The sequence below is a fragment of the Limnochorda pilosa genome (assembly GCF_001544015.1).
GTDB lineage: Bacteria > Bacillota > Limnochordia > Limnochordales > Limnochordaceae > Limnochorda > Limnochorda pilosa.
This window is the reverse complement of the sequence record NZ_AP014924.1, coordinates 2,459,606-2,480,992: the sequence shown is the minus strand read 5'-3', so window position 1 is coordinate 2,480,992 and position 21,387 is coordinate 2,459,606. Positions and strand designations below refer to the sequence as shown.

Genomic DNA, 21,387 nt, shown 5'->3' with positions numbered 1-21,387 from the left:
CTGGAGGCGACCAGCTCCCGGCCGGTGGACGGTGGTATGAGACCATGGAGCCAAGCCTTCAAGCCAGCACGCTTCGGGCTGCCCATCGGCTGGGGAGCAGGCGCGTGGAGCCGTTCACCTTCGTGCTCCCCTCGGTCGTATACCTTGCGGCCATCACCTTTGTACCCTTCGTCTATGCCATCGTCATCAGCCTGCGCCAGTTCGACCTGCTGAACCCCATGGCGGGTCACCCCTTCGTAGGCCTGGAGAACTACGCGGAAGCGCTCGGGTCCGGGCGCTTCTGGAGTTCAACCTTCACCACCCTCATCTACGTCACGACCGCCGTCGGCCTAGAGACGGTGCTGGGGCTTGCCATCGCCATCCTCTTCAGCCAGGAGTTTCCCGGGCGGCGGGTCGCCCGGGCGATGGTCCTGATTCCCATGATGACCACCCCAGTCGTCATCGGCCTCACGTGGCGCATGATCTACGATCCCGACGCCGGCATCCTCAACTACGCGGCATCCCTTCTCGGTCTTGGGAGTCACGCATGGCTGGCAGACCCGGCCACGTCGCTCCTGGCAGTCGTCGCCGTCGACGTGTGGCAGTGGACGCCGTTCATGATCCTCATGATGCTTGCCGGGTTGGAGTCCCTGTCGCCAGACCACCTGGAGGCGGCGTCCATCGACGGCGCGTCGCCGTGGCAGACGTTCTGGGCCGTGATGTTGCCGCAGCTGGCTCCCACCCTGGCCGTTGCGGTCACGATCCGGGCGCTCGACGCCTTCAAGACCTTTGACCTCATCTTCATCATGACCAACGGCGGGCCGGGAACGGTCACCGAGAACCTCAGCATGTACGCCTACAAGGTGGGCTTCGTCTACTTCCGCTTTGGCGACGGCACCGCAGTGGCCTTCCTGTTCACGATCCTCGTGAGCGTGCTCCTGGGGGTTGCGGTGAACCGCGTTCTCTTCTCGGGGGGCAGGAACGCATGAGTGCGCACACCATCCGCAAGAAGGGCGTGAGGAAAGCCCTCTTCATGGCTCTCGCCTTCGTGGTGGTGGCCGTGGCCATTCTGCCGAACGCGTGGCTTGCCCTCACCTCGCTGAAGACCGAGCGGGAAGCTTTCACCATGCCGCCCCAGCTGATCTTCCGGCCCATCGTGGACAACTACGTGACCATCTTCACCCGGTTCAACTTTGACAATTACCTGGTGAACTCGCTGATGGTTGGGTTGCTCTCTACCGCGGGCGCGCTCTTGCTGGGAACGCCTGCCGCCTACGCGATGGCGCGGTTCCGCTTCACGGGCAAGAGACAGCTCTCGCTCTACGTTCTGAGCACGCGCATCGCACCGCCTGTCCTGGTGATCTTGCCGATGTACCTCATCTTCGGATCCCTCGGCTTGCTGGACAACTACCTGTCGCTGGCCGCCGTCCAGATTGCCTACAACCTAGCGTTCGTCTTTTGGATGATGAGCAGCTTCTTTGGCGAGCTGCCGGAGGAACTGGACGATGCCGCCCAGGTGGACGGCTGCTCACGCTTCCGGGCCTTCTGGCGGATCGACCTGCCCATCGTGGCGCCGGGGCTCGCGGCCACCGCCATCTTCATCTTCGTCCAGTCGTGGAACGAGTTCATCACGGCCCTTGTCTTCACGGGAAACGCGACCAAGACACTACCGGTGGCGATCACCTCGTTCATGACCGCCCAGGGGACTCTCTGGGGACCCATGGCCGCGGCGGGCACCACCGTGATGCTGCCCATGCTGGTTTTCGGTCTGGCGGTTCAGCGTTACCTCGTTCGCGGCCTGACCATGGGAGCGATCAAGTAGGTGGCGCTGTAACGGGCCGGATTCTTCACCCGTGGTCGAACGGGCGCCGGCCCCGTGCGGCGCTCTCGGGATGGTTGGGGTTTTCGCACCAGTGAAAGGCATCGTGAAAGCAGAGGAGTGTGGGGCTGTGGAGACGCTCAGGTTCGGTATCATCGGCATGGGGTGGATGGGGCAGCTGCACGCGGAGGTGCTGCACCAGTTGCGCAGCACGCGCTTGGCGGCCATCGCGGAGATCGATGACGCACGGCGACAGGCGATGAGTGCACGGTTCGGCGTTCAGGCGTACGCGGACTACCGCGAGATGCTTGCCGATCCCGAGATCGATGCGGTCAGCATCTGCGTGCGCGATCTGGACCACCTCGCCCCCGTCCTGGCTGCGGCCGAGGCTGGGAAGCAGATCTTCCTGGAGAAGCCCATCGCCGCGACGGTCGAGGATTCGGAAGCGATCGTCTCGGCAGCTTCCAGGGCCGGCGTCAAGCTCATGGTGGGGCACCTGCTGCGTTTCGATCCGAAGTACCGGCAAATGCGTGATGCCGTCGCCAGTGGGCAGCTTGGAGACGTGATCCACCTCTACGCGCGCCGGAACAGCCCCCGCACCGAGGGGCCCGCCCGGTACCGAGGGGAGCTTCCGCTCGCGCTCCATGTGACCGTGCACGATCTGGACATCATCCTCTGGATGCTCCGGCCGCACAAGCCAGTCTCCGTCTACGCCGAGTCGGTGGAGAAGCTGCTGGCTCCGCTGGGAACCGAAGACAGCGTCTTCGCCCTCATTCGCTTCGATACGGGCGCTGTGGCTGCCGTGGAGAGCTCCTGGGTCCTTCCAGCCGGGACTCCCACCAAGCTCGACTACCAGATGGAGGTGGTGGGAACAGAGGGAGCCAGTTACCTGAGCGGAGGGTACAGCGGGCTCGCTCTGGTCTCCGGCACCGGTATCGAGTTCCCCGACAACTTCCACCAACCGGCGGTTGGGAACGTGCGGATGGGCGACTTGCGGGCGGAACTCGAAGCCTTCGCGTCGGCGGTGCTCTCGGGTGAGGAGGTACCGGTCGATCCCCGCGACTCGGTGGACGCGGTCCGCCTCGCGCTGGCGATCATCCAGTCGGCGCGCTCGGGGCAGCGGGTGTCGCTGTTGTAGGTGCAGCAGCAACGACGATCGGATCGTTGGAGAGCCTCGCCAGAACACAGAGGGACGGTGGTCTGCGATGCACGCGTGGACGGAATCAGACGTCATTGCCCGCCTTCTCGGAGGCTTGATCGTCTCGTGTCAGGCCGATGAGGGTACGCCGCTGGACGCGCCCGAGGTGCTGGCCGCCATGGCTGCCGCGGCCGAACGGGGCGGAGCCTCCGGGATCCGGGCCAACTTGCCGCGGAACGTGGCGGCCATCCGAACGCGCGTGACCGTCCCGATCATCGGTATCTACAAGAAGACCACGGCAGGTTATGATGTCTACATCACCCCGACCTTCGCACACGCACGCGAGGTGGCAGAAGCGGGCGCAGACGTCATTGCCATCGACGCGACGGCAAGGCCGCGGCCCGGGGGCGAGACGGTAGCAACCTTGATCGACCGTATTCACCGGGAGCTGCGCCTCCCGGTGATGGCCGACATCGCGACCTTCGGGGAAGCAGAGCGGGCGGCGGAGCTGGGGGCGGACCTGGTCGCCACCACCCTCTGCGGATACACCGAGGAGACGCTGGATTGGGATGTACCCAACCAGCGCTTGGTCGAGAGCATCGCGGGCAGCATCTCGGTCCCGCTAGTGGTGGAGGGCCGAGTGCATTCGCCGGAGATGGCGGGGCGTGTCCTGGACTGGGGCGCACGTGCCCTTGTGATAGGGACGGCGATTACCGACATCACCTGGCTCACCCAGCGTTATCGAGAAGCCGTGAGGCCGAGGAAAGCATCCACCCCGTGTTGAGGTGCTCCCGGCTGCAGTTCGCGGCAGGAGGAGGGGAAGGCATGCAGCAAGCCCCTGAACGCTCGCCACGAGGAGGTGCCCGGGCCCGCATCCGAAGTCTGTACGCGTCGCTCGCGCCTGCTGAGCAGAAGGTGGCAGACTACTGCCTCGAGCAGCCCCAGCAGGTTGTGTACCTATCCGTGACCGAACTCGCGGATGCCTGCGGCGTCGGTGAATCGACGGTGATCCGGTTCGCTCATGCAGCGGGGTTCTCAGGTTATCAGGAGCTCAAGCTGACCCTTGCCACCGATGCCGCGCTGTCGCAGGGAGTGGAGGGCCCGGTCTCGCCGCTGGATCCCATGGACGTCGTGGTGGACAAGATCACCCGTTTCAACGTCCAAGTGCTGGAGGATACCGCTCACCTCCTGGATCTCGGGCAACTGGCCGCTGCCATCCATGTACTGACGGAGGCGCCCCGGGTCGAGTTTTACGGTGTGGGTGCATCAGGCATCACGGCCCTGGACGCCAAGTACAAGTTCCTCCGCATCGGGAAGTCGTGTGACGCCTTCTCCGATAGCCACCTTCAGGCCATGTCCGCAGCCAACCTCCGCAAGGGAGATGTTGCCGTGGGCATCAGCCATTCCGGAAGCACCCAGGATACCGTTGACTCCGTGTCGATCGCGAAGTCCCACGGGGCCACGGTGATCTGCATCACCGGCGCGGCCCGTTCCCCCATCACCAAGGTGTCAGACATTACCTTGCTGACCAGTTCGGTCGAGAGCCCCTTGGAGGGCGGCGCGTTGCGAACGAAGATCGCGCAGATCCATGTGCTGGATCTGCTCTACACCGGAGTCTCCCTGCGTCTTGGCCAGGCGGCGCAGGAGGCCACGGAGCGGACGGCTCGGGCCGTATTGGACAAGCTCTACTGATCGTTCCCTGGAGCGCCAGGCGCGGTCCAGTCGATCTGCTATTGCGGTCCGGGAGCCTGCCTGGGGAGGCGTTTACTGGTGGAATCCATGGTCGCGTGCGGTATCGACATCGGCGGAACGAAGATCGCCGGGGGCCTGGTAACCTCTTCCGGCAGGCTGCTCTATCGAGAAGAGCGACCCACCCTCGCACACGAAGGTGGCAGCTCGGTGGTCGCGAGAGCTCGGGAGTTCACTGGGGAACTTCTCGCGCGGGCCGCCCGCGAGGGATTCGTTCCTGTAGGTGTTGGCGCGGGATCCGGTGGCGCGATCTCGGGCGGCCGGGTCGTGGGAGCCACGTCGCTCATCAAGGATTGGACGGGTGTCGACCTCCAGGCGGGGATCATCCCTGATCCGCGCCTTCGGGTGAAGGTGGATAACGACGTGAAGGCCATGGCTCACGCGGAGTCCCTTTGGGGCGATGCCCGCGAGGCGCGCTGCGCCGTCGTGGTCGCCCTGGGTACGGGCGTGGGCGGTGCGATCGTGGTGGGGGGCCAGGTCCTGGAAGGCGCGGATGGGCTGGCGGGTCATCTCGGCCACGTGCCAGTCTGGCCAGACGGGCCGCTGTGCAGTTGCGGCAACCGAGGGTGCCTCGAAGCATTCATCTCGGGTACGGCCATTGTCAAAGCAGCGCAGACCCGGCTCGCGCAGGAAGGAAGGGAAGAGCGTCTCGCGAACGCCTCGGCCGTGTGGGACGCGGCGCAAGGAGACCACCCCTGGGCGCGCGCGACGATCGAGGAGGCTGCCCGCGCGTTCGCCATGGCGTTCCGGGGGCTTGTCTATACCCTCAACCCTGACCGCATCATCCTGGCGGGGCGCCTCTCCAACTGGGGTGAACCGTTCCGCCAGCTCCTCTGGCGGCACCTGAACGCAGAGCTTCCCGAGCACTTCTCTCGAAACCTCTCGCTGAGTCTGTCGCGGTGGGGATCCGAGCTCGGTATCCTGGGAGCGGCTGCTCTCGTGCTCGAAGAGATGGTCAAGTGAGGCGTCGCTTGCGTGTTGCTCAGTTCTACCGCTCGCCTCCGGGAGGTAACCCGCCGGCCGAGCAAGAAGACTCAGCAGCAAGGGCGCGGCACCTGCAACACGTCGAGCGCAGGCGTGGGTCAGGGGCTGCCCGAGGGCGCGTGAGGGCGGGGAGCAGAAAGGTCGGAAGCGATTGCTCATGGCGTTTCGTCTTCGGGAACCGGTGAACGGGCTGACCCATGCGGCCGGGGCGCTGCTGTCGGTGGGTGCTCTGGTGCTGCTCGTGCGTGAGGCCGCGGCCAGCGGCAACACGCGGGCCATCGTCGGGTTCACCCTCTTCGGGGTGAGCCTCATCCTGCTCTACAGCGCCAGCGCCCTCTACCATCTGCTGCCGCTCTCGGCCAGGGGCACGGCCATCCTGCGCCGGATCGACCACTCGATGATCTATGTGCTCATCGCTGGCACGTACAGCCCCATCCTGCTCGCGCCGCTGCGGGGCCCTTGGGGGTGGGGTCTTTTCTCCCTGGTCTGGGCGCTGGCCGTGACGGGCATCGTCACGAAGGTGCTCTGGTTCGGCACGCCAAGGTGGCTCACGGTGCTCTTCTACCTGGGTTTGGGACTCCTGGTGGTGCCCATGTCGCCCCTGCTCGTCCGGGTGCTGCCGGCGGGGACGTTCGTCTGGATAGGCATCGGCGGTCTCTTCTACGTGGTCGGGGCCGCGATCTACGCGCTCAAGTGGCCTCGGCTCGCTCCCGGGCGGTTCGGCTTCCACGAGCTCTGGCACCTGTTCGTGATGGCGGGGAGCTTCAGCCACTTCTGGGCCGTCTGGGCCTTCGTCACGCCCCGATAAGGCGGGGCGCGAACCGCGCCGCGCGGGCCGGACGGGCGGCGCTCGCTCAGGATCTGCGTCTCCCGAAGGCGGGCCACACCGCACGGAGGCGGGCACCCAAGAGAAAGCTCTGCGGGAGGGGTGTACGTGGTCGCGGTCATCGTCTTCCTGAGCGGGGCGGCCACCATGGCGCTGGAGCTGGCCGGGTCGAGGCTCCTGGCGCCGTCCTTCGGGAACTCCATCGCCGTCTGGGGGGCGCTCATCGGCGTGATCCTGGCCGCCCTCAGCCTGGGCTACGTGGCGGGCGGGCGCCTGGCGGACCGCTGGCCCTCCTGGGCGACCCTGGCGTCGGTGCTGGCGGTGGCCTCGGTCTACACGGCCCTGCTTCCCCTGCTGGCCCCCCTGGCGACGGCCGGCGGCGCGGCCTCGCGCGATCCCCGTTGGGGCGCCCTGCTGGCGGCGGTGAACCTCTTCCTGGTGCCGAGCCTGGCGCTGGGCGCCGTCTCGCCCATTGCCATGCGGATGGCGGCCGTGAGCGTGGAGCGGGTGGGGCGGACTGCCGGCAACCTCTACGGCCTCTCGACCGCGGGGAGTATCGTGGGCACTCTGGCGACCTCCTTCTACCTGGTACCGCTTCTCGGCATTCGGAGCTTCTTCCAGTGGCTGGCCATGGGCCTCTGGGTGCTCACCCTGGTGGCACTGGTCCAGGCCGTACGCCGGCGCAGCGTGCCGGTGGCTCGGCCCGGCATGTGGGTCTGGCTCGTCGTGGTCGCGGCGCCGCTCCTGGTGGGCTTCGCCTCGGCCCGGCAGGCTCAGGACACCGGCCTCGTCTACGAGGCGGACAGCCTCTACCACCACATCCGCGTGCGGGAGGCAGGGGGGATCCGCTACCTCCACTTCGACAACTCCTGGCAGAGCGCCCTGGACCTGACCCGCCCCGAGGAGCCCGTCTTCACCTACATCCGCCAGATGGATGTGGGCCTGCTCTTCCAGCCTGATCCCCGGCGGGCCCTTTTCGTCGGCCTGGGGGCGGGTACGGCGCCCGAGCGCTACACCCGGCTGCTACCCGAGCTGCGGGCGGAGGTGGCCGAGCTGGACCCGGCCGTAGTCGACGTGGCCCGGCGCTTCTTCGGCCTGGAGGAGACCGAGAGGCTGCAGGTGACGGCGGTGGACGGGCGGCAGTACGTGCGGCGGGCGCAGGGACCGTACGACTGGGTCGTCCTCGACGCCTACTACTCGGATGCGATCCCCTTCCACCTGACCACCCGGGAGTTCTTCCAGGAGGTCCGGTCCGTCCTGGCTCCCGGAGGGGCGGTGATCTCCAACGTCATCGGGGCGCTGGAAGGGCCGGAGGCGGCCTTCCTCGCGTCGATGGTGCACACGCTGGAGAGCGTCTTCCCGCAGGTTTACCTCTTCCCGGCCCAGGGCGCCTCCGCCCGGATGCCCCAGAACGTGATCGTGGTGGCCACCTTGGAGGAGCAGCGCGTCGGTCCGGAGGAACTGATGAGCCGGGCCAGAGCCATCGAGGAGCAGGGAGGGCCGGCCGGCCTCACCCGGAGCACGGCCCGGCTTGTGGACGGCATGGAGGGCGTGGAGGAGGCGCCGCTCCTCACGGACGACCGGGCTCCGGTGGAGTGGTTGCAGAGGATCTCCTAGAACCAACCCGATCGGCTGCCGGACGAGGAGGGCCCAACCCACACCTTCCGCCTGGGAGGCGGCCTCGCTGAAGTGGGCCTGGAAGGCGTCAAAGCTTCCGAAATTACGGACGATCAGGTTCATCGCGTCGCGGTCTGCAGGGCGTCGCTCGCCCATGGGCGTCATGTGGTGCAACCGCATGATCTCCCTGGTGATGTATGGCTCCAACGCTTCATGCGGGTACGGCAAGGGAGGAAGGAAGTGCAGGCCAGGTCGGGTGGCCGGGGTTGGGTGAACCTCCCGCATGCCCTACGCTCCCTTTTCCGCGCGTTTCATGCAGGAACTTGCCCTCGGTCCACGAATTGGTACGGTGTGGTACATACCAGACCGGACCAGAGGTGGTGGGTTCAGGTGGACCGGTTGAAGGCTGATTCGCCCGTGCCTCTCTACCACCAGCTCCGCCTCCTGATCAAGGAGTTCATCGACACCGAGGAATGGGCTCCGGGGTCCAAGATCCCTTCCGAGAGGGAGCTGTCCGAACGCCTGGCTGTCAGCCGTGCCACGGTGCGGCAGGCGGTGGCCTCCCTCGTCCGCGATGGTCTCCTGGTCTCACGGCCCGGGAAAGGGACCTTCGTCAATCAGCCCCGCTTCGTGCAGACCATCAACGCCTTCTATAGCTTCAGCGAAAGCCTCAGGCGGCGAAACATCGTCCCGGGTGTTCGCGTCATCGAGCTCACGGTCTCGGCCGCGACGGGCAAGCAGGAAAGGATCCTTCAACTCGATGCGGGAAGCCGGGTCTACCACTTGGTGCGCCTGAGACTGGGCGACGACGAACCGCTCCTGATCGAACGAACCATTCTCCCTGCCGAGCGGTTTCCGAGGCTCGATCGCTACGATTTCAACGAACGGCAGCTTTACTCGGTGCTCTCCGACGAGTACGGCGTCGAACTCGGCGTTGCGCAGGAGGCGTACGAGCCCGTCGTCGTCGACGACTTCGAGGCCAGCCTCCTGGGGGTTCGGGCAGGGGCACCGGCGCTCCTCATCGAGCGGCTCATGCTCGATCGGCAAGGTCGGCCCGTGGAGTGGACCAAGGGCGTCTTCCGAGGAGACCGTTGCCGGTACTACGTGGAGCTGAGGGTTCCCGGCCCCGATCAACCGGCCCAGATCATGTGACTCGAAGGGGGATGAGACCGGGGGCGACTACCGGCTGGGCAGCGTGATGTGACTGGCCAAGCACGAGAGGGGATAGGGGGAAAGAACAGTGAGGCGTACGTGGCTTGCCTTGATGGTTCTGGTTGTCGCGGCTTTCTCCGCGTCGCAGGCGCTCGCCTCGGACGAGTTCGCGGGGCGGGAGATCACGGTGCTCTTCATGTCGTCGGGCACCTACGACGCGTCCGCGCGGCTTGCGGCGGCAGACTTCGAGCGACTCACCGGTGCGAAGGTGAACGTCGTCGACGCACCGTGGACGAGCCTGCACGAGAAGATGGGCATCGCCCTCGCCACCGGGTCGACGGACTACGACGTCGTCTCCGTCGAGGGAATGTGGGATGGCGAGATGGGGCCGTACTTCGAGCCGCTGAACGAGCTGATCGAACGCGACGGCTTCCCCTACGACGACTTCATCCCGACGGTGGCGGCCAACGCAGGACAGGCGGCCGACGGCACCATCTTCGGGATCCCGCACGCGGCTGATGCCGTGGCGATCTTCTACCGCACGGACCTCTTCGAGGAGAAGGGGATCGAGCCTCCGACCACCTACGAGGAGTACGCAAAGATCGCCCGGACCCTGGACTCGTCCGAGCAGGACGGAGCGGTCTTCGCCGGGGTCCGGGAGCAGCTCCTCAAGTACTGGATCTCCCGGTATCACGCCCTGGGGGGTGTCATGCTCTCCAGCGACTGGGAGGTTCAGTTCGACAATGCGAAGGGCGTCGAGGCCCTCGAGCAGCTCAAGGAGCTGACCGCCTACGCGCCGCAGGGCATCCTCTCGTACGACAACCCTGACGTGGCCATCGCGTTCGTCAACGGCGACGCGGCCATGGCCGAGACGTGGCCAAGCCTCACCCTCGGCATGGCGGGCAACCCGGAGCAGTCGGCGGTGGTCGGGAAGTTCGCCATCGCGCCGGTCCCCGGCGGCTCGGGCGAGATGAGCACCTGGCACCTCTCGATCCCCAAGACCTCCCGCAACAAGGACGTGGCCTGGGCGTTCATCCAGTTCATGACCAGCACCGAGAACCAGCTGCGCTACCAGCGGGAGCTCGGGGTGAACCCGGTCCGCTTCTCAGCCTGGGACGTCCTCGTGCAAGAGAAGCCGGAGCTCGCCGGCATCCCGGCGGCCCTGGACACGGCCTGGGCGTTCCCCCGCATTCCCCAGTGGCCGCAGATGTACGAGGATGCCATCGTCCAGCTCTCTCGGGCCATGGCTGGCCAGGTCTCTTCCGAGACGGCCGTCCACAACATCGCCACCTCCTGGACCAACCTGATCAAGCAGCTGAAGCCCGAGTTCCCCTGGCGGGGCGACTGAGTCGGGAGCGTCGAGGCAGCTCGGGAGGGGTGGCGGGGCCTTCGGCCCCGTCACCCCCTCCGGTCCCCACGCGGAGGTGGTTCGGGTGGCTGTCAGCAGTCTGTCCGTAGGCGAAGGCCGGGGTTGGAAGAGCCGGAGGGCGCTCGTCCTCTGGATCTTCCTCCTGCCCGCCGTCCTGGTCCTGGTGGCGACCTCGCTCTATCCCTTGCTCTACGCCCTGGGCGTCAGCCTGACCCGGTGGAACCTCCTGAGCCTGTGGCTGCCCCGGACGTGGCTGGGGCTGGGGAACTACCTTCAGGTTCTGCAGGATGAGGTCTTCCTCACGTCCCTCGGAAACACCCTCCTTTTCATCACGGCTTCCGTGGGCCTTGAGTTTCTCATCGGCTTTGGCATCGCCCTGCTCACCTCGGGCCAATCGCGACCGATGAAGATCGTCCGCCCGATCCTCTTGGTCCCGATGATGCTGCCTCCGGTGGTGGTGGGCGTGCTCTGGCGGATGCTGTGGCACACCAAGTATGGACTGGTCAATCACGTCATCGGGTTCTTCGGCGGATCGAGCATCCCATGGCTTGCTTCGCCCACCTATGCCAAGATCGCGGTGGTGCTGTCAGACGTCTGGGAGTGGACGCCCTTCTTCGTCCTGGTGCTGGTGGCCGCCCTCCAGGCCGTTCCCCAGGAACCCTACGAGGTGGCCCAGATCGACGGCGCCACCCGGTGGCAGATCTTCCGGTTCGTCACGTGGCCGCTCCTCAGGCCCATGGTGGCCATTGCGGTGGCGCTGCGCGCCATGGACGCGGCCAAGGTCTTCGACCTCATCTACGTGCTGACGCAGGGCGGCCCGGGACTGTCGACGGAGGTCACCACCCTGTTCATTTACAAGCAGGGGCTGAAGTTCTTCGAGGTCGGGTATGCCTCGGCCGGAGCCTGGGTCTACCTGGCGTTCATCCTGGCGTTCAGTTGGCTCCTCCTGCGCCGGCGGGGCGAGGGTGCCCAGGGATGATGGGCTCCGCGGCGTGGAGAGAGGCAACCACTCGTATGGGAGTTGAGGCGTCATGAGGCGCGTGATGGCCACAGGCCGGATCCTCCTGATCGGGCTGGCGTTGATGGCGGTCCTGGTGCCGCTCGCGTGGCTCTTCGTCACCTCGATCAAGATGCCGGACGAGCTCTTCCAGGACCCGCCGGTGCTCATCCCCAGCGCGGTCACCTTCGAGCACTACCGCGACCTTCTGACGTCACCCAACTTCCTGCAGCCGGCGCTCAACAGCCTGATCGTGGCCACCGCGGCAACGCTGGCCTCGACGCTCCTGGGGGCGATGGCTGCCTACAGCCTGGCTCGCATGCGGCTGCCCCTGCGGCTGAACGGGATCCTGGCGGGCTGGTTCCTCATCACCCGCATGTACCCGGCCATCTCCACCGCCATCCCCTACTTCCTGCTCATGAAGACCTTCGGGCTCCTCGACACCCGGTGGGCGCTGATCATCACCTACACGGGGTTCAACCTCTCCTTCGTCGTCTGGCAGATGCTGGGGTACTATCAGGAGCTCCCCATCGACCTGGAGAACGCCGCCTTCGTCGACGGCGCGAGCACCTTGCAGACCTTCCTCCGGGTCACCATGCCGCTCACCCTGCCCGGGCTCGCATCGACAGCCGTCTTCGCCTTCATCATGTCGTGGAACGAGTTCCTCTTCGCGGTCATCCTCACCTCGGTGGGGACGAAGACGCTGCCTGTCAGCATCGCAGGCTTCATCACCGACAAGAACCTGGCCTGGGCTGAGATGTCGGCCTTCAGCATCCTGACCATCCTGCCGGTGGTCATCTTCGCGCTGGCGACGCAGCGCTACCTGGTGCGCGGGCTTACCATGGGCGCCGTCAAGGGCTGAGCCCGATCGGCGATGGAGGCGAAGACGGTGGACCAGAATCGGATTCGACAGGCGGTGGCCGAGACGCGGGAGGAGGCGGTTGCCCTCCTGCGGGAGCTGATCCGGATCGACACTCAGGCCGTCGACCACGGCCTGGACGGGCGCGAGGGGAACGCCACCGCCTGGCTGGAGGGGCAGATGAAGGTCCTCGGCTGCTCCGTGGACGTCTTCGAGCCCGACAATGCTCGGCTTGCCGGCTACCGCGACTACACGCCGGGTCACTCGTACCAGGGCCGTCCCAACGTGGTGGGGCGCTTGCCGGGACGTGGGGGCGGCCGCTCCCTCATCCTCAACACCCACATCGACGTGGTTCCCCCCGGCGACGAAAGCGCATGGCGTCATCCGCCCTTCAGCGGCACCGTGGCCGACGGGCGCGTCTACGGCCGGGGGACGTCGGACACCAAGAGCGGCATGGCCGTCAGCCTGCACGCCCTGCGGATCCTCCGGCAGTTGGGCTTCGAGCCGCGCGGCGAGGTGATCATCGAAGGGGTCGTCGATGAGGAAGGCGGGGGCAACGGCACGCTGGCCTGTGTGGACCGGGGCTATACCGCCGACGGGGCGATCTGCTTCGAACCGACCGAGGGCGCGGTGGCCATCGCCCACCGGGGGGTCCTGTCGCTCCGCATCCGCGTGGCCGGGGAAGCGGGCCACGCGGCCACCAAGTGGCGCCGGGGCGTCAGCGCCATCGAAAAGGCGATGCGGCTCGTGCGGCGCCTGAACGAGCTGGAGCACGGGTGGCTCGCCCACAAGGTGGACCCCTACCTGCCGGCGCCGACGATCACGGTGGGCAAGATGGCCGGTGGGATCGGCCCTACCACCGTTCCACAGGCGTGCGTCCTCGAGGTGGACGTCAAGTACCTCCCCAGCGAGGTGGACGAGGCCGGTCTGGGCGGTCGCGTGAAGGCGGAGGTGGAGGCCGCCTTGCTCCAGGAGGCTCAGGCGGACCCCTGGCTGAGGGAGCACCCGCCGGCCTTCGAGTGGTACGTCGACGTCCCACCGTCCGCCCTGGAGCCCGATCATCCCTTCGCAGTCGCCGCGGCCGAGACCTTGAGGGGTGCGACCGGCCAGGGCACCCTGGGCGGCTTCCCCGCCGGCTGCGACGCCCGCATCCTCTCGGGCGCCGGCAAGACGCCCTCGATCATCTACGGTCCGGGCAGCCTCCTGGAGGCCCACGCGGTCGATGAGTCGGTCACGATCGACGCGTACCTGCAGGCGATCGAGTTCGTCGCCCAGCTGATCGCCAGGTGGACCGCATGAGCGCGGGATGGGCGCGAGCGGCCGCACCTCGACGCATCGCCGTCATCGGCAACCTGGAGGTCGACCTGGTCCTCGGCCCGCTCCCGGCGATGCCCCGGTGGGGTGAGGAGCGGATCGCATCGCGGCGCGAGCGGCGAGCGGCAGGATCGGCGGGCTATACGGCCATCGCGCTGGGCTCGCTCGGGCACCCCGCACTGCTCGTGGGGCCCATCGGCCGTGACGCGGAAGGCGAGCTGGTGCAAGCCGCCGTGCGTGGGGTGGGGCTGCCCGAGACAGGGTTGATTCAGACCCGGGGGGAGACCGGTCTCTCGGTGACGCTCGTGCGGAACGACGGGGAGCGGTCCTTCGTCAACCACCTGGGCTGTCTGGAGGACTTCCACCCCGACGACCTGGAGCCGCTCTGGCCCGAGCTCAGGCGGGTGGACCTGGTCCTCCTCAGCGGCTACTTCCTGCTGCCCGCCTTCCGGGGCACTCCCACCGCCCGCCTCTTCCGCCGCCTGCAGAGCGAAGGCGTCGTTACGGCGCTCGACACGGGGGATGCGGTCGAAGGTTGGACCGATGCCGTACGAGCCGAGATGGGAGAGGTCCTCGCAGCGACCGACTGGCTCTTCCCCAACGAGGCCGAAGCATGCGGGATCGCCGGAACCGCCGATGGGTACGAGGCTGCCCGCCGGCTCCTCCGCCTCGGCCCCAAGAAGGTGATCGTCAAGCGCGGGTCGCGTGGAAGCGCCGCCGTCACCGCCGACGGGGTGGTCGATGGGCCCAGCTTCCCGGTGCAGGTGATCGACACGGTTGGCGCCGGCGACACCTTCAATGCTGGCTACCTGGCGGCTTGGGCCGAAGGGCGGCCAGATCGGGACGCCCTGGCGTGCGCGGCGGCCGCAGCGTCGCTCTACATCAGCTCTCCGCAGCGGACCTTTCCGACGCGGGAGCAGGTCCGTCAGTTCCTGGCCGACAGGGGGTAGATGTGCATGGCAGACCACATGGGCCGCGAGATGGCCGAGACGGCCGCGGTGGCACGGCGCCTGGTGGAGGCGCCCAGAGCCGAGGAGGCGCTGCGCGTCGTTGGCGCGAGGCGCTACGGGTCCATCGTCTTCGTCGGGTGCGGCTCGTCGTACTTCGCGGGGATCACGGGCGCCTACGCCGTCGACGCGCTGCTGGGAAAGATGGCGGTGGCGATCAGCGCGCTGGACTTCGCGCACTACCGGAGCGGCGGTGTTGGGCCCGATACCCTCGTCTTCGCCCTGTCGCAGTCGGGTGAGACCTTCGAGACGCTCCAGGCCGCCCGGACCGCCCGGGAGCGAGGGGCCACCGTGATCGCGGTCACCAACGGGCCCGAGAGCACCCTTCCCGGACTCGCCGAAGCCTCCATCCCGCTTCTGGCAGGCGAGGAGTACGGCCCTGGGACGAAGACCGTCGTTGCCGAGACGTTGGCTCTCTACGCTTTCCTGGTGGAGTGGGCGGGCGAGAGCGAATCGATCGCCCCCGAGAAGCGAGCCGCGCTCCGACGGGAGCTGCAGGCTGCCCCCGCCCTGGTGCAGCACGTGCAGGAGCAAGCCGCCGCTCGCCGGGAGATCGCAGAGAGACTGGCCGGGCAGCGCACCATCGCGGTGGTCGGCAGCGGACCGCACTCGGCGCTGGCGTACCAGGTGGCCAACGTTCTCAAGGAGACGACCAAGATCCACACCGAGGGATTCGAGGCCATCGAGTTCCGTCACGGGCCCCTGGAGATGATCGGGAAGGACGCTGCCGTGATCTCACTCGGGACGCACGCGAGTCCGATTCACGAGCACCTCCGCGCGGTCTGCCAGATCGCCCGGCGGGCGGGCGCCCTCTGGGTTGCAGTGACGGACGAGGAAGACCACCGCATCCCGGCCGAGGCCGACCTTGCCTTCACGCACTCGGGGATGAGCGAGTTGATGGCCTCCATCGTGACCCTCAGCGCCTTCCACCAGTGGGCCCACGAGATGGCCACCCTACGCGGCCTGGACCCGAACGCCTTCGGCAACATCGTGAAGACCTGGCGGGACGGCAGCGTGTAGCGTCAGACGGCGGACGGTGCATTCCGTTCATCCGCCTGGCCGGATAAGCGTGGGTGCCGGGGCCTGCGTGCCCTGGCCCACCGAAGGAGTGGTGCGCACGTGCAAACCTCGACGGCGTACGTGAGGCAGGTCATTTGGGGTCAAGGGACGAGGGACCCCCGCGGCATCTACTCGGTCTGTACCGCAGACCCCCTCGTCCTTCGGGCCGCCCTCAAGCAGGCGGTGGAGGATGGCTCCCCCGCGCTGATCGAGGCGACGTCCAACCAGGTGAACCAGTTCGGCGGGTATACGGGGATGGAGCCCCCGGCGTTCGTGGAGTTCGTGCTGGGACTTGCCCGCGAGATGGGACTCCCGCCCGAGCGGCTGATCCTCGGGGGCGATCACCTCGGCCCCAACCCATGGCAGCGGCTGGCGGCCGAAGAGGCCATGCGGCATGCCTGCGACCTCGTCGAGGCCTTCGTGGCCTGCGGCTTCACCAAGATTCACCTGGACGCCAGCATGCCCCTGGGGGAGGAACGGGCAGGCGGTGCGCTTTCGAAACGGGTGGTGGCCGAACGGACCGCCCAGCTCTGCGAGGCGGCCGAGGCGGCCTTCAGGAAGCGGTCCCAGGCGGAGGGGGCGTCGGCGCCTCCGCTCTACGTCATCGGCTCCGACGTGCCTCCGCCCGGCGGCGAGACCTCCGGGAGCCAGGGGCCCAAGGTGACCACGCCGGAGGAGTTCGAGGAGACGGTCGCGCTGACGCGGGCGACCTTTCACGATCGGGGCCTGGACGACGCCTGGGGACGGGTGATCGCCGTGGTGGTCCAGCCGGGGGTGGACTTCGGCGAGTGGCAGGTTCACCCCTACGATCGGGCCGCCGCGGCGAGCCTTACCCGAGCCTTGACGCAGCATCCGGGGCTGGCCTTCGAAGGGCACTCCACCGACTACCAGACGCCGGGGCGGCTTCGCCAGATGGCGGAAGACGGCATCGCCATCCTGAAGGTGGGGCCGGCCCTCACCTTCGCCAAGCGGGAAGCGCTCTTCGCCCTGAACGCCCTGGAGTCCGAAGTGCTGGGGACGGACGGCCGAGCACGGCGCTCCAACGTCGAAGCCGCCCTCGAAGAGGCGATGCTCGCCGATCCCCGTCACTGGAGCGCCTACTACAGCGGGGACGAGCACGAGCTCCGTCTCAAGCGGAAGTACGGCCTCTCCGACCGGTGTCGCTACTACTGGCCCGTCCCTTCGGTGCAGGAGGCCGTCCAGCGCCTCCTTGGCAACCTGCGCGAGGCGGGGATCCCCTTGCCCCTGCTGAGCCAGTTCCTGCCGCGCCAGTACGAGCGGGTGCGGGAGGGCGTCCTGCGCAACGACCCGGAGGAGCTGGTCCTGGACCGGATTCGTGACGTGTTGCGGGGATATGCGGCGGCCGTGGGGACGGGCGCTAGGCGGGCGGAGCCATCACCCGCGTGAGGTGCGCATCGGCCCGCCGTCGCAGCACCTCGGGCGGTATGGGACCCAGCCCGAACGTTCCCCAGGGCGAGTAGAAGGCGGGTTGCGGCAAGCCCATGCCGAGCAGGGAGTCCAGGTCCCAGTAGGGGTCGTAGGCGAACCCCTCCGCGACCTCGAGGTAGGCGGCGAGGAACCGCTCGGCCACGTCGGGCCCGTGCATCAGCGCCAGGTTGGTCCGGCAGTGCGCGACGTCGACCCCCGCTGGGCCCTGGCAGGCGTTGATCCAGTCGACGACTCCGCTCACCGCATCCCCGTGCCACAGAACGTTCGTGGAATGGTAGTCCCGGTGGAGGAAGACCGGTGGGGCGTCGGGCTCCGCCCCCAGCACAAGCTCGATGGCCCGCTCCCACGTGTGAGGGATCGCCGTCCACGCGGGCGGGGCGAGCGCGGCCGGGTCCGTCCAGGTGCGGTAGCGCCAGGGAAAGGCAGGTGCGGGGCGCCGGTGGATCGAGGCCAGCTCGCGGGCCAGGCCGTCGAGCCAGGCCCGCATGTCCGCAGGCCGGAGCTCGATGCGCCCCTCGAGGAAGGTCATCAGCACCACGGGGGCCCCGAAGCCGACCTCGTCCGAAGCGTAGGCGACCAGGCGCGGCGCCCTCAGACCCGCCCTTCGCGCCTCCTCCAGGGCGGCCGCCTCGTGATCGGCCAGGTCGGGCTCCTGCGCGAGCCAGGCCCGGTTGTCGAGCACCCGCAGCACGAAGCGCCGGGACTCGGTCCCGCCCGGGCACCGGACAAGGAAGAGCGAAGAGGACGTGGATCCCTTCATGCGGGCGGTCTCGATGGATCCAGGGGCGCAGCCGGTCGCCCGGGCGAGCCAGTCGAGGGCTTCTCTGCTGAGGATCGTGCGCCAACTCCTTCGCGGGTCCGGTTCCGTGAACGCGGGCGCCGGCCGCACGACGGGAGGCCGGGCCCAGGGCGCCGTCAGAAGAACGACAGCGCCTGGTCGTTCAGGTCCACGACGACCGTCTTGGTCTCAAGATAGGGCTCCAGGGCGTCGGGGCCCAGATCCCGGCCCAGGCCGCTCCGCTTGTAGCCGCCGAAGGGCGCGGTGGGGGAGAGGACCTGGTAGGTGTTGAGCCAGACGGTGCCGGCCTTCACGCCCCGTACCACCCGGAGGGCCCGTTTCACGTCCCGGGTCCAGACGCCGGCCGCGAGCCCGTACAGGGTCTGGTTGGCCACGGCCACCGCCTCCTCCTCGTCCTTGAAGGGGAGGACGGCCGAGACGGGCCCGAAGATCTCCTCCTGGGCGATGCGCATGCCCGGTGCGACCCCGGCGAAGACGGCCGGCTCCAGGAAGAAGCCCGGCCCCAGTGCCTCCAGACGGCGCCCGCCCGTCACCAGCCGGGCGCCCTCGGCGCGGCCGGCCTCCACGTAGCCCAGCACCCGCTCGAGCTGGCGGCCGCTCACCACGGGGCCTACGTCGGTGGTGGGGTCCGGGCCGGGGCCCACCCGCAGGCCCTCCACCCGCTCCCGGAGCCGCTCGACGAAGGTGTCGTAGACGCTCTCCTGCACCAGGATGCGGCTGCCGGCCTGGCAGACCTGGCCCGCGTTGAGGTAGAGGCCGAAGAGCGCGCCCGAGACCGCCTCGTCCAGGTCCACGTCGTCGAAGACGATGTTGGGCGACTTGCCGCCCAGCTCCAGGGTCACCCGCTTGATCTGGGGCGCGGCGGCGGTGAGGATGCGGCTGCCGGTGGCCGTCTCGCCCGTGAAGGCGATCTTCTCCACGGCGGGGTGGGCCACCAGGGCGGCGCCGGCTTCGTCGCCCCCCGTGAGCACGCTGAGGACGCCCTCGGGCACCCCGGCTTCGGCCGTGATCTCCGCCAGGGCCAGGGCCGCCAGGGGCGTCTCGGGGGCGGGCTTCAGGATGCCTGAGCAGCCCGCGGCCAGGGCGGGCGCCACCTTCCACGAGGGCATCAGCAGGGGGAAGTTCCACGGCGTGATGAGCCCCGCCACGCCTACGGGCTCCTTCAACGTGAGCACCAGGTAGTCTCCCTGGGGGCCGGGCAGGGAGAAGGGGAGGGTGTGCCCCCGCACCTGGGCCACCAGGCCGGCGAAGTAGTCGAAGACGTCGGCGGCCATGGGGATCTCGAGCCACTGGGCAAAGGTGATGGGCATCCCGTTTTCCTGGGAAATCAGCGCGGCCAGGTCCTCCTGCCGCTGCCGGATCCCCTCGGCGATCCGGTGGAGCACCCGGCTCCGCTCGAGCGGGTCCATCCCCAGCCACCGCCGCTCGGCCATAGAGGCCGCGGCCGCCGCCACCGCCCGCTCCACGTCCTCGGGCCCCGCGTCGGCCGCCTCCGCGAAGACCTGGCCCGTGGCCGGATCCACGTCCTCGAGGTAGCGCCCGCTGGCTGGCGCCACCCATGCGCCGTTCACGAAGAGCTGCCGCTCGTGCCGTTCCATGTGCGGACCCCCCGTCTATGCCAGCCGCAGCACCGTACGGGCCACCTGGCCGGACCGCAGGTCGTCCAAGGCCTGGTTCACCTCGTCCAGCGGCCGCACCTGCGAGACCAGGTCGTCGAGGTTGAGCCGCCCCGCCCGGTAGAGCTCGAGGATCCGGGGAATGTCGACGCTCGGCACGGAGCGCCCGTACCAGCTCCCCGTGAGCACCTTGCTCTGGGAGGGGAGGGAGAACGCGTTGATCGAGATCTCCTCGTGGGGGGCGGCCACACCCACCACCACCACGGTCCCCGCTTTGCGGGCCATGCCGTAGGCGGCCTCGATGGTTTCGGGCCGGCCCACCACCTCGAAGGCGTAGTCGACGCCCAGCCCCGAGGTGAGGTCCAGCACGGGGGTGATCCGGTCGTCGGTCTCCCTCAGGTCCACGGTCTCGGTGGCGCCGAAGCGCCGGGCCAGCGCCAGCTTGGACGGCACCACGTCCAGGGCGATGATGGGATGGGCCCCGGCCAGGGCCGCGGTCTGGATCACGTTGAGCCCCACGCCCCCGCAGCCCAGCACCGCCACGCTCGATCCCGGCTCGACGCGGGCCGTGTGCACCACGGCGCCGTACCCCGTGGTGACCGCGCAGCCCACCAGGGCGGCCCGGTCCAGGGGAACGCCCTCGGGGACGGGGATCACCCCCGCCTCGGGCACCACCGCCGCCTCCGCGAAGCAGGAGGTGGCCAGGAAGTGGTGGATCGGCTCGCCCCCCAGCCCCAGGCGGGTCGTGCCGTCGTAGAGGGTGCCCGAGAGCTGGAGCTCGAAGGCCGCGTCGCAGAGCTCGGGCCGCCCGATCCGGCAGAAGTGGCAGCGGCCGCACGCCGGGATCCACGAGAGCACCACCGCCTGGCCGGGCCGGACGGTCGTCACCCCGGGGCCCACCTCCTCTACCACGCCCGCCCCCTCGTGCCCCAGCACCACGGGCGCGGGCACGGGCAGGTCGCCGTTGATCACGTGGAGGTCGCTGTGGCAGATGCCCGCGGCCGCGAGCCGCACCCGCACCTCCCCGGGTCCCGGCCCCTGCAGGGAGACCTCCTCCACCCGCAGGGGCTCGCCCACGTCGAAGAGCACTGCTGCCTTCACGGCGTCCCCTCCTAGTTAGACAACATCGATCGAGGGCACCGACCGGCCGTTCGACGACGCCCCGCTTTCAGCGCTCCGCCCGCCACCTGGCCGGCCGCTACCCGAGCATGGCCTCCTCGCCCCGCTCCCGCAGGACTTCCCGGTACGTCTCGTAGAGCGCCGGGAGAAGCGGCAGGAGCTTCAGCGCCTTGGCGATGGCCCCCCGGGCCTTCACCTGGCCCCGGGCCAGGGCCGCGGGGACGTTCAACTTCCCCTGCCAGAACTGGTGGCCCACGTCGGCGCTCTGCTCGAAGGTGACGTCGGGCTTGGGGCCCAGGGTGTCGAAGCTCATGGTCATGTACGAGCCGTCCGGAGTGGGCGTGCGGCCGTCCATCAGGACGGTGACGTCGGGGTTGTGGTAGACGAAGGCCACCACCAGCCCGGCCTCCCGCAAGCCCCTGGCGGCGTCGCTCCTCTTGGCCCGCTCGGCCAGGGTGCTCAAGATGTCGATGAGGTGCTGGGCGTCCCGGTAGGCGCCCATGGCCATCCCCCTCTCATGGAGTCAATGAAGGAC

General features: G+C 68.5%; 20 protein-coding genes and 1 pseudogene. 16 read left to right on the top strand and 5 right to left on the bottom strand.

Annotation, left to right across the window (positions count from 1 at the left end; all coding sequences use genetic code 11):
* Positions 1–104: 104 nt before the first annotated feature.
* The 8 genes from LIP_RS10910 to LIP_RS18590 all read left to right on the top strand — a co-directional run bounded on the left by LIP_RS10910 (position 105) and on the right by LIP_RS18590 (position 8,112).
* On the top strand, positions 105–968 hold the full coding sequence (locus LIP_RS10910) for a carbohydrate ABC transporter permease (RefSeq protein WP_158509656.1): 864 nt from the start codon (positions 105–107) through the stop codon (positions 966–968).
* Positions 965–1,801, top strand: a complete 837-nt coding sequence (locus LIP_RS10905) for a carbohydrate ABC transporter permease (RefSeq protein WP_068138125.1) — start codon at positions 965–967, stop codon at positions 1,799–1,801. The genes LIP_RS10910 and LIP_RS10905 overlap by 4 nt, the downstream gene beginning before the upstream one ends.
* Before the next feature lie 127 nt (positions 1,802–1,928).
* A complete protein-coding gene (locus tag LIP_RS10900; protein WP_068138123.1) occupies positions 1,929–2,936 on the top strand; it encodes a Gfo/Idh/MocA family protein in 1,008 nt (335 codons plus the stop codon).
* Positions 2,937–3,003: 67 nt separating this feature from the next.
* On the top strand, positions 3,004–3,720 hold the full coding sequence (locus LIP_RS10895; protein ID WP_068138120.1) for an N-acetylmannosamine-6-phosphate 2-epimerase: 717 nt from the start codon (positions 3,004–3,006) through the stop codon (positions 3,718–3,720).
* A 41-nt stretch (positions 3,721–3,761) separates the two neighbouring features.
* Complete coding sequence (locus LIP_RS10890) at positions 3,762–4,628, top strand: MurR/RpiR family transcriptional regulator (protein WP_068138118.1); 867 nt, start codon at positions 3,762–3,764, stop codon at positions 4,626–4,628.
* 87 nt (positions 4,629–4,715) lie between these two features.
* Positions 4,716–5,648 carry an ROK family protein gene (locus tag LIP_RS10885; protein ID WP_231699422.1) on the top strand — a complete coding sequence of 311 codons (933 nt, stop codon included), beginning with the start codon at positions 4,716–4,718 and terminating at the stop codon, positions 5,646–5,648.
* A 178-nt stretch (positions 5,649–5,826) separates the two neighbouring features.
* Positions 5,827–6,477, top strand: a complete 651-nt coding sequence (trhA, locus tag LIP_RS10880; protein ID WP_068138114.1) for a PAQR family membrane homeostasis protein TrhA — start codon at positions 5,827–5,829, stop codon at positions 6,475–6,477.
* Positions 6,478–6,603: 126 nt separating this feature from the next.
* The gene (locus LIP_RS18590) at positions 6,604–8,112 is read left to right on the top strand and encodes a spermidine synthase (RefSeq protein ID WP_144440448.1); all 1,509 of its coding nucleotides are present in this window, start codon (positions 6,604–6,606) and stop codon (positions 8,110–8,112) included.
* 24 nt (positions 8,113–8,136) lie between these two features.
* Here the strand turns inward: LIP_RS18590 and LIP_RS20590 are convergent.
* Positions 8,137–8,235: pseudogene (locus LIP_RS20590) on the bottom strand (Fe-Mn family superoxide dismutase); the annotation flags it as partial.
* A gap of 267 nt (positions 8,236–8,502) precedes the next feature.
* On the opposite strand from LIP_RS20590, the gene LIP_RS10870 reads away from it, so the two are divergent.
* The 8 genes from LIP_RS10870 to LIP_RS10835 all read left to right on the top strand — a co-directional run bounded on the left by LIP_RS10870 (position 8,503) and on the right by LIP_RS10835 (position 17,276).
* Positions 8,503–9,264 carry a GntR family transcriptional regulator gene (locus tag LIP_RS10870; RefSeq protein ID WP_068138105.1) on the top strand — a complete coding sequence of 254 codons (762 nt, stop codon included), beginning with the start codon at positions 8,503–8,505 and terminating at the stop codon, positions 9,262–9,264.
* Between the two features lie 88 nt (positions 9,265–9,352).
* Positions 9,353–10,612 (top strand): ABC transporter substrate-binding protein, encoded by a 1,260-nt coding sequence (locus LIP_RS10865; protein ID WP_144440446.1) that lies wholly within the window; start codon positions 9,353–9,355, stop codon positions 10,610–10,612.
* Between the two features lie 85 nt (positions 10,613–10,697).
* The gene (locus LIP_RS10860; RefSeq protein ID WP_068138099.1) at positions 10,698–11,612 is read left to right on the top strand and encodes a carbohydrate ABC transporter permease; all 915 of its coding nucleotides are present in this window, start codon (positions 10,698–10,700) and stop codon (positions 11,610–11,612) included.
* Positions 11,613–11,664: 52 nt separating this feature from the next.
* Positions 11,665–12,492 carry a carbohydrate ABC transporter permease gene (locus LIP_RS10855; RefSeq protein WP_082726209.1) on the top strand — a complete coding sequence of 276 codons (828 nt, stop codon included), beginning with the start codon at positions 11,665–11,667 and terminating at the stop codon, positions 12,490–12,492.
* A gap of 27 nt (positions 12,493–12,519) precedes the next feature.
* Entirely contained in the window at positions 12,520–13,788 is a 1,269-nt protein-coding gene (locus LIP_RS10850; RefSeq protein WP_068138092.1) for an ArgE/DapE family deacylase, read from the top strand.
* The gene (locus LIP_RS10845; protein WP_144440445.1) at positions 13,785–14,753 is read left to right on the top strand and encodes a carbohydrate kinase family protein; all 969 of its coding nucleotides are present in this window, start codon (positions 13,785–13,787) and stop codon (positions 14,751–14,753) included. Before LIP_RS10850 ends, LIP_RS10845 begins: the two co-directional genes overlap by 4 nt.
* 6 nt (positions 14,754–14,759) lie before the next feature.
* Positions 14,760–15,830: an SIS domain-containing protein gene (locus LIP_RS10840; RefSeq protein WP_068138082.1), complete on the top strand. Its 1,071-nt coding sequence runs from the start codon at positions 14,760–14,762 to the stop codon at positions 15,828–15,830.
* Between the two features lie 120 nt (positions 15,831–15,950).
* Positions 15,951–17,276: a class II D-tagatose-bisphosphate aldolase non-catalytic subunit gene (locus tag LIP_RS10835; RefSeq protein WP_068141904.1), complete on the top strand. Its 1,326-nt coding sequence runs from the start codon at positions 15,951–15,953 to the stop codon at positions 17,274–17,276.
* Here LIP_RS10835 and LIP_RS10830 read toward each other — a convergent pair.
* The 4 genes from LIP_RS10830 to LIP_RS10815 all read right to left on the bottom strand — a co-directional run bounded on the left by LIP_RS10830 (position 17,248) and on the right by LIP_RS10815 (position 21,354).
* Complete coding sequence (locus LIP_RS10830) at positions 17,248–18,078, bottom strand: phosphotransferase family protein (protein WP_068138079.1); 831 nt, start codon at positions 18,076–18,078, stop codon at positions 17,248–17,250. The genes LIP_RS10835 and LIP_RS10830 overlap by 29 nt on opposite strands.
* A 155-nt stretch (positions 18,079–18,233) precedes the next feature.
* The gene (locus tag LIP_RS10825; protein WP_068138075.1) at positions 18,234–19,715 is read right to left on the bottom strand and encodes an aldehyde dehydrogenase family protein; all 1,482 of its coding nucleotides are present in this window, start codon (positions 19,713–19,715) and stop codon (positions 18,234–18,236) included.
* A 15-nt stretch (positions 19,716–19,730) separates the two neighbouring features.
* The gene (locus tag LIP_RS10820) at positions 19,731–20,834 is read right to left on the bottom strand and encodes a Zn-dependent alcohol dehydrogenase (protein ID WP_068138072.1); all 1,104 of its coding nucleotides are present in this window, start codon (positions 20,832–20,834) and stop codon (positions 19,731–19,733) included.
* A gap of 97 nt (positions 20,835–20,931) precedes the next feature.
* Positions 20,932–21,354 (bottom strand): hypothetical protein, encoded by a 423-nt coding sequence (locus tag LIP_RS10815; RefSeq protein WP_068138068.1) that lies wholly within the window; start codon positions 21,352–21,354, stop codon positions 20,932–20,934.
* Between the last annotated feature and the right edge of the window lie 33 nt (positions 21,355–21,387).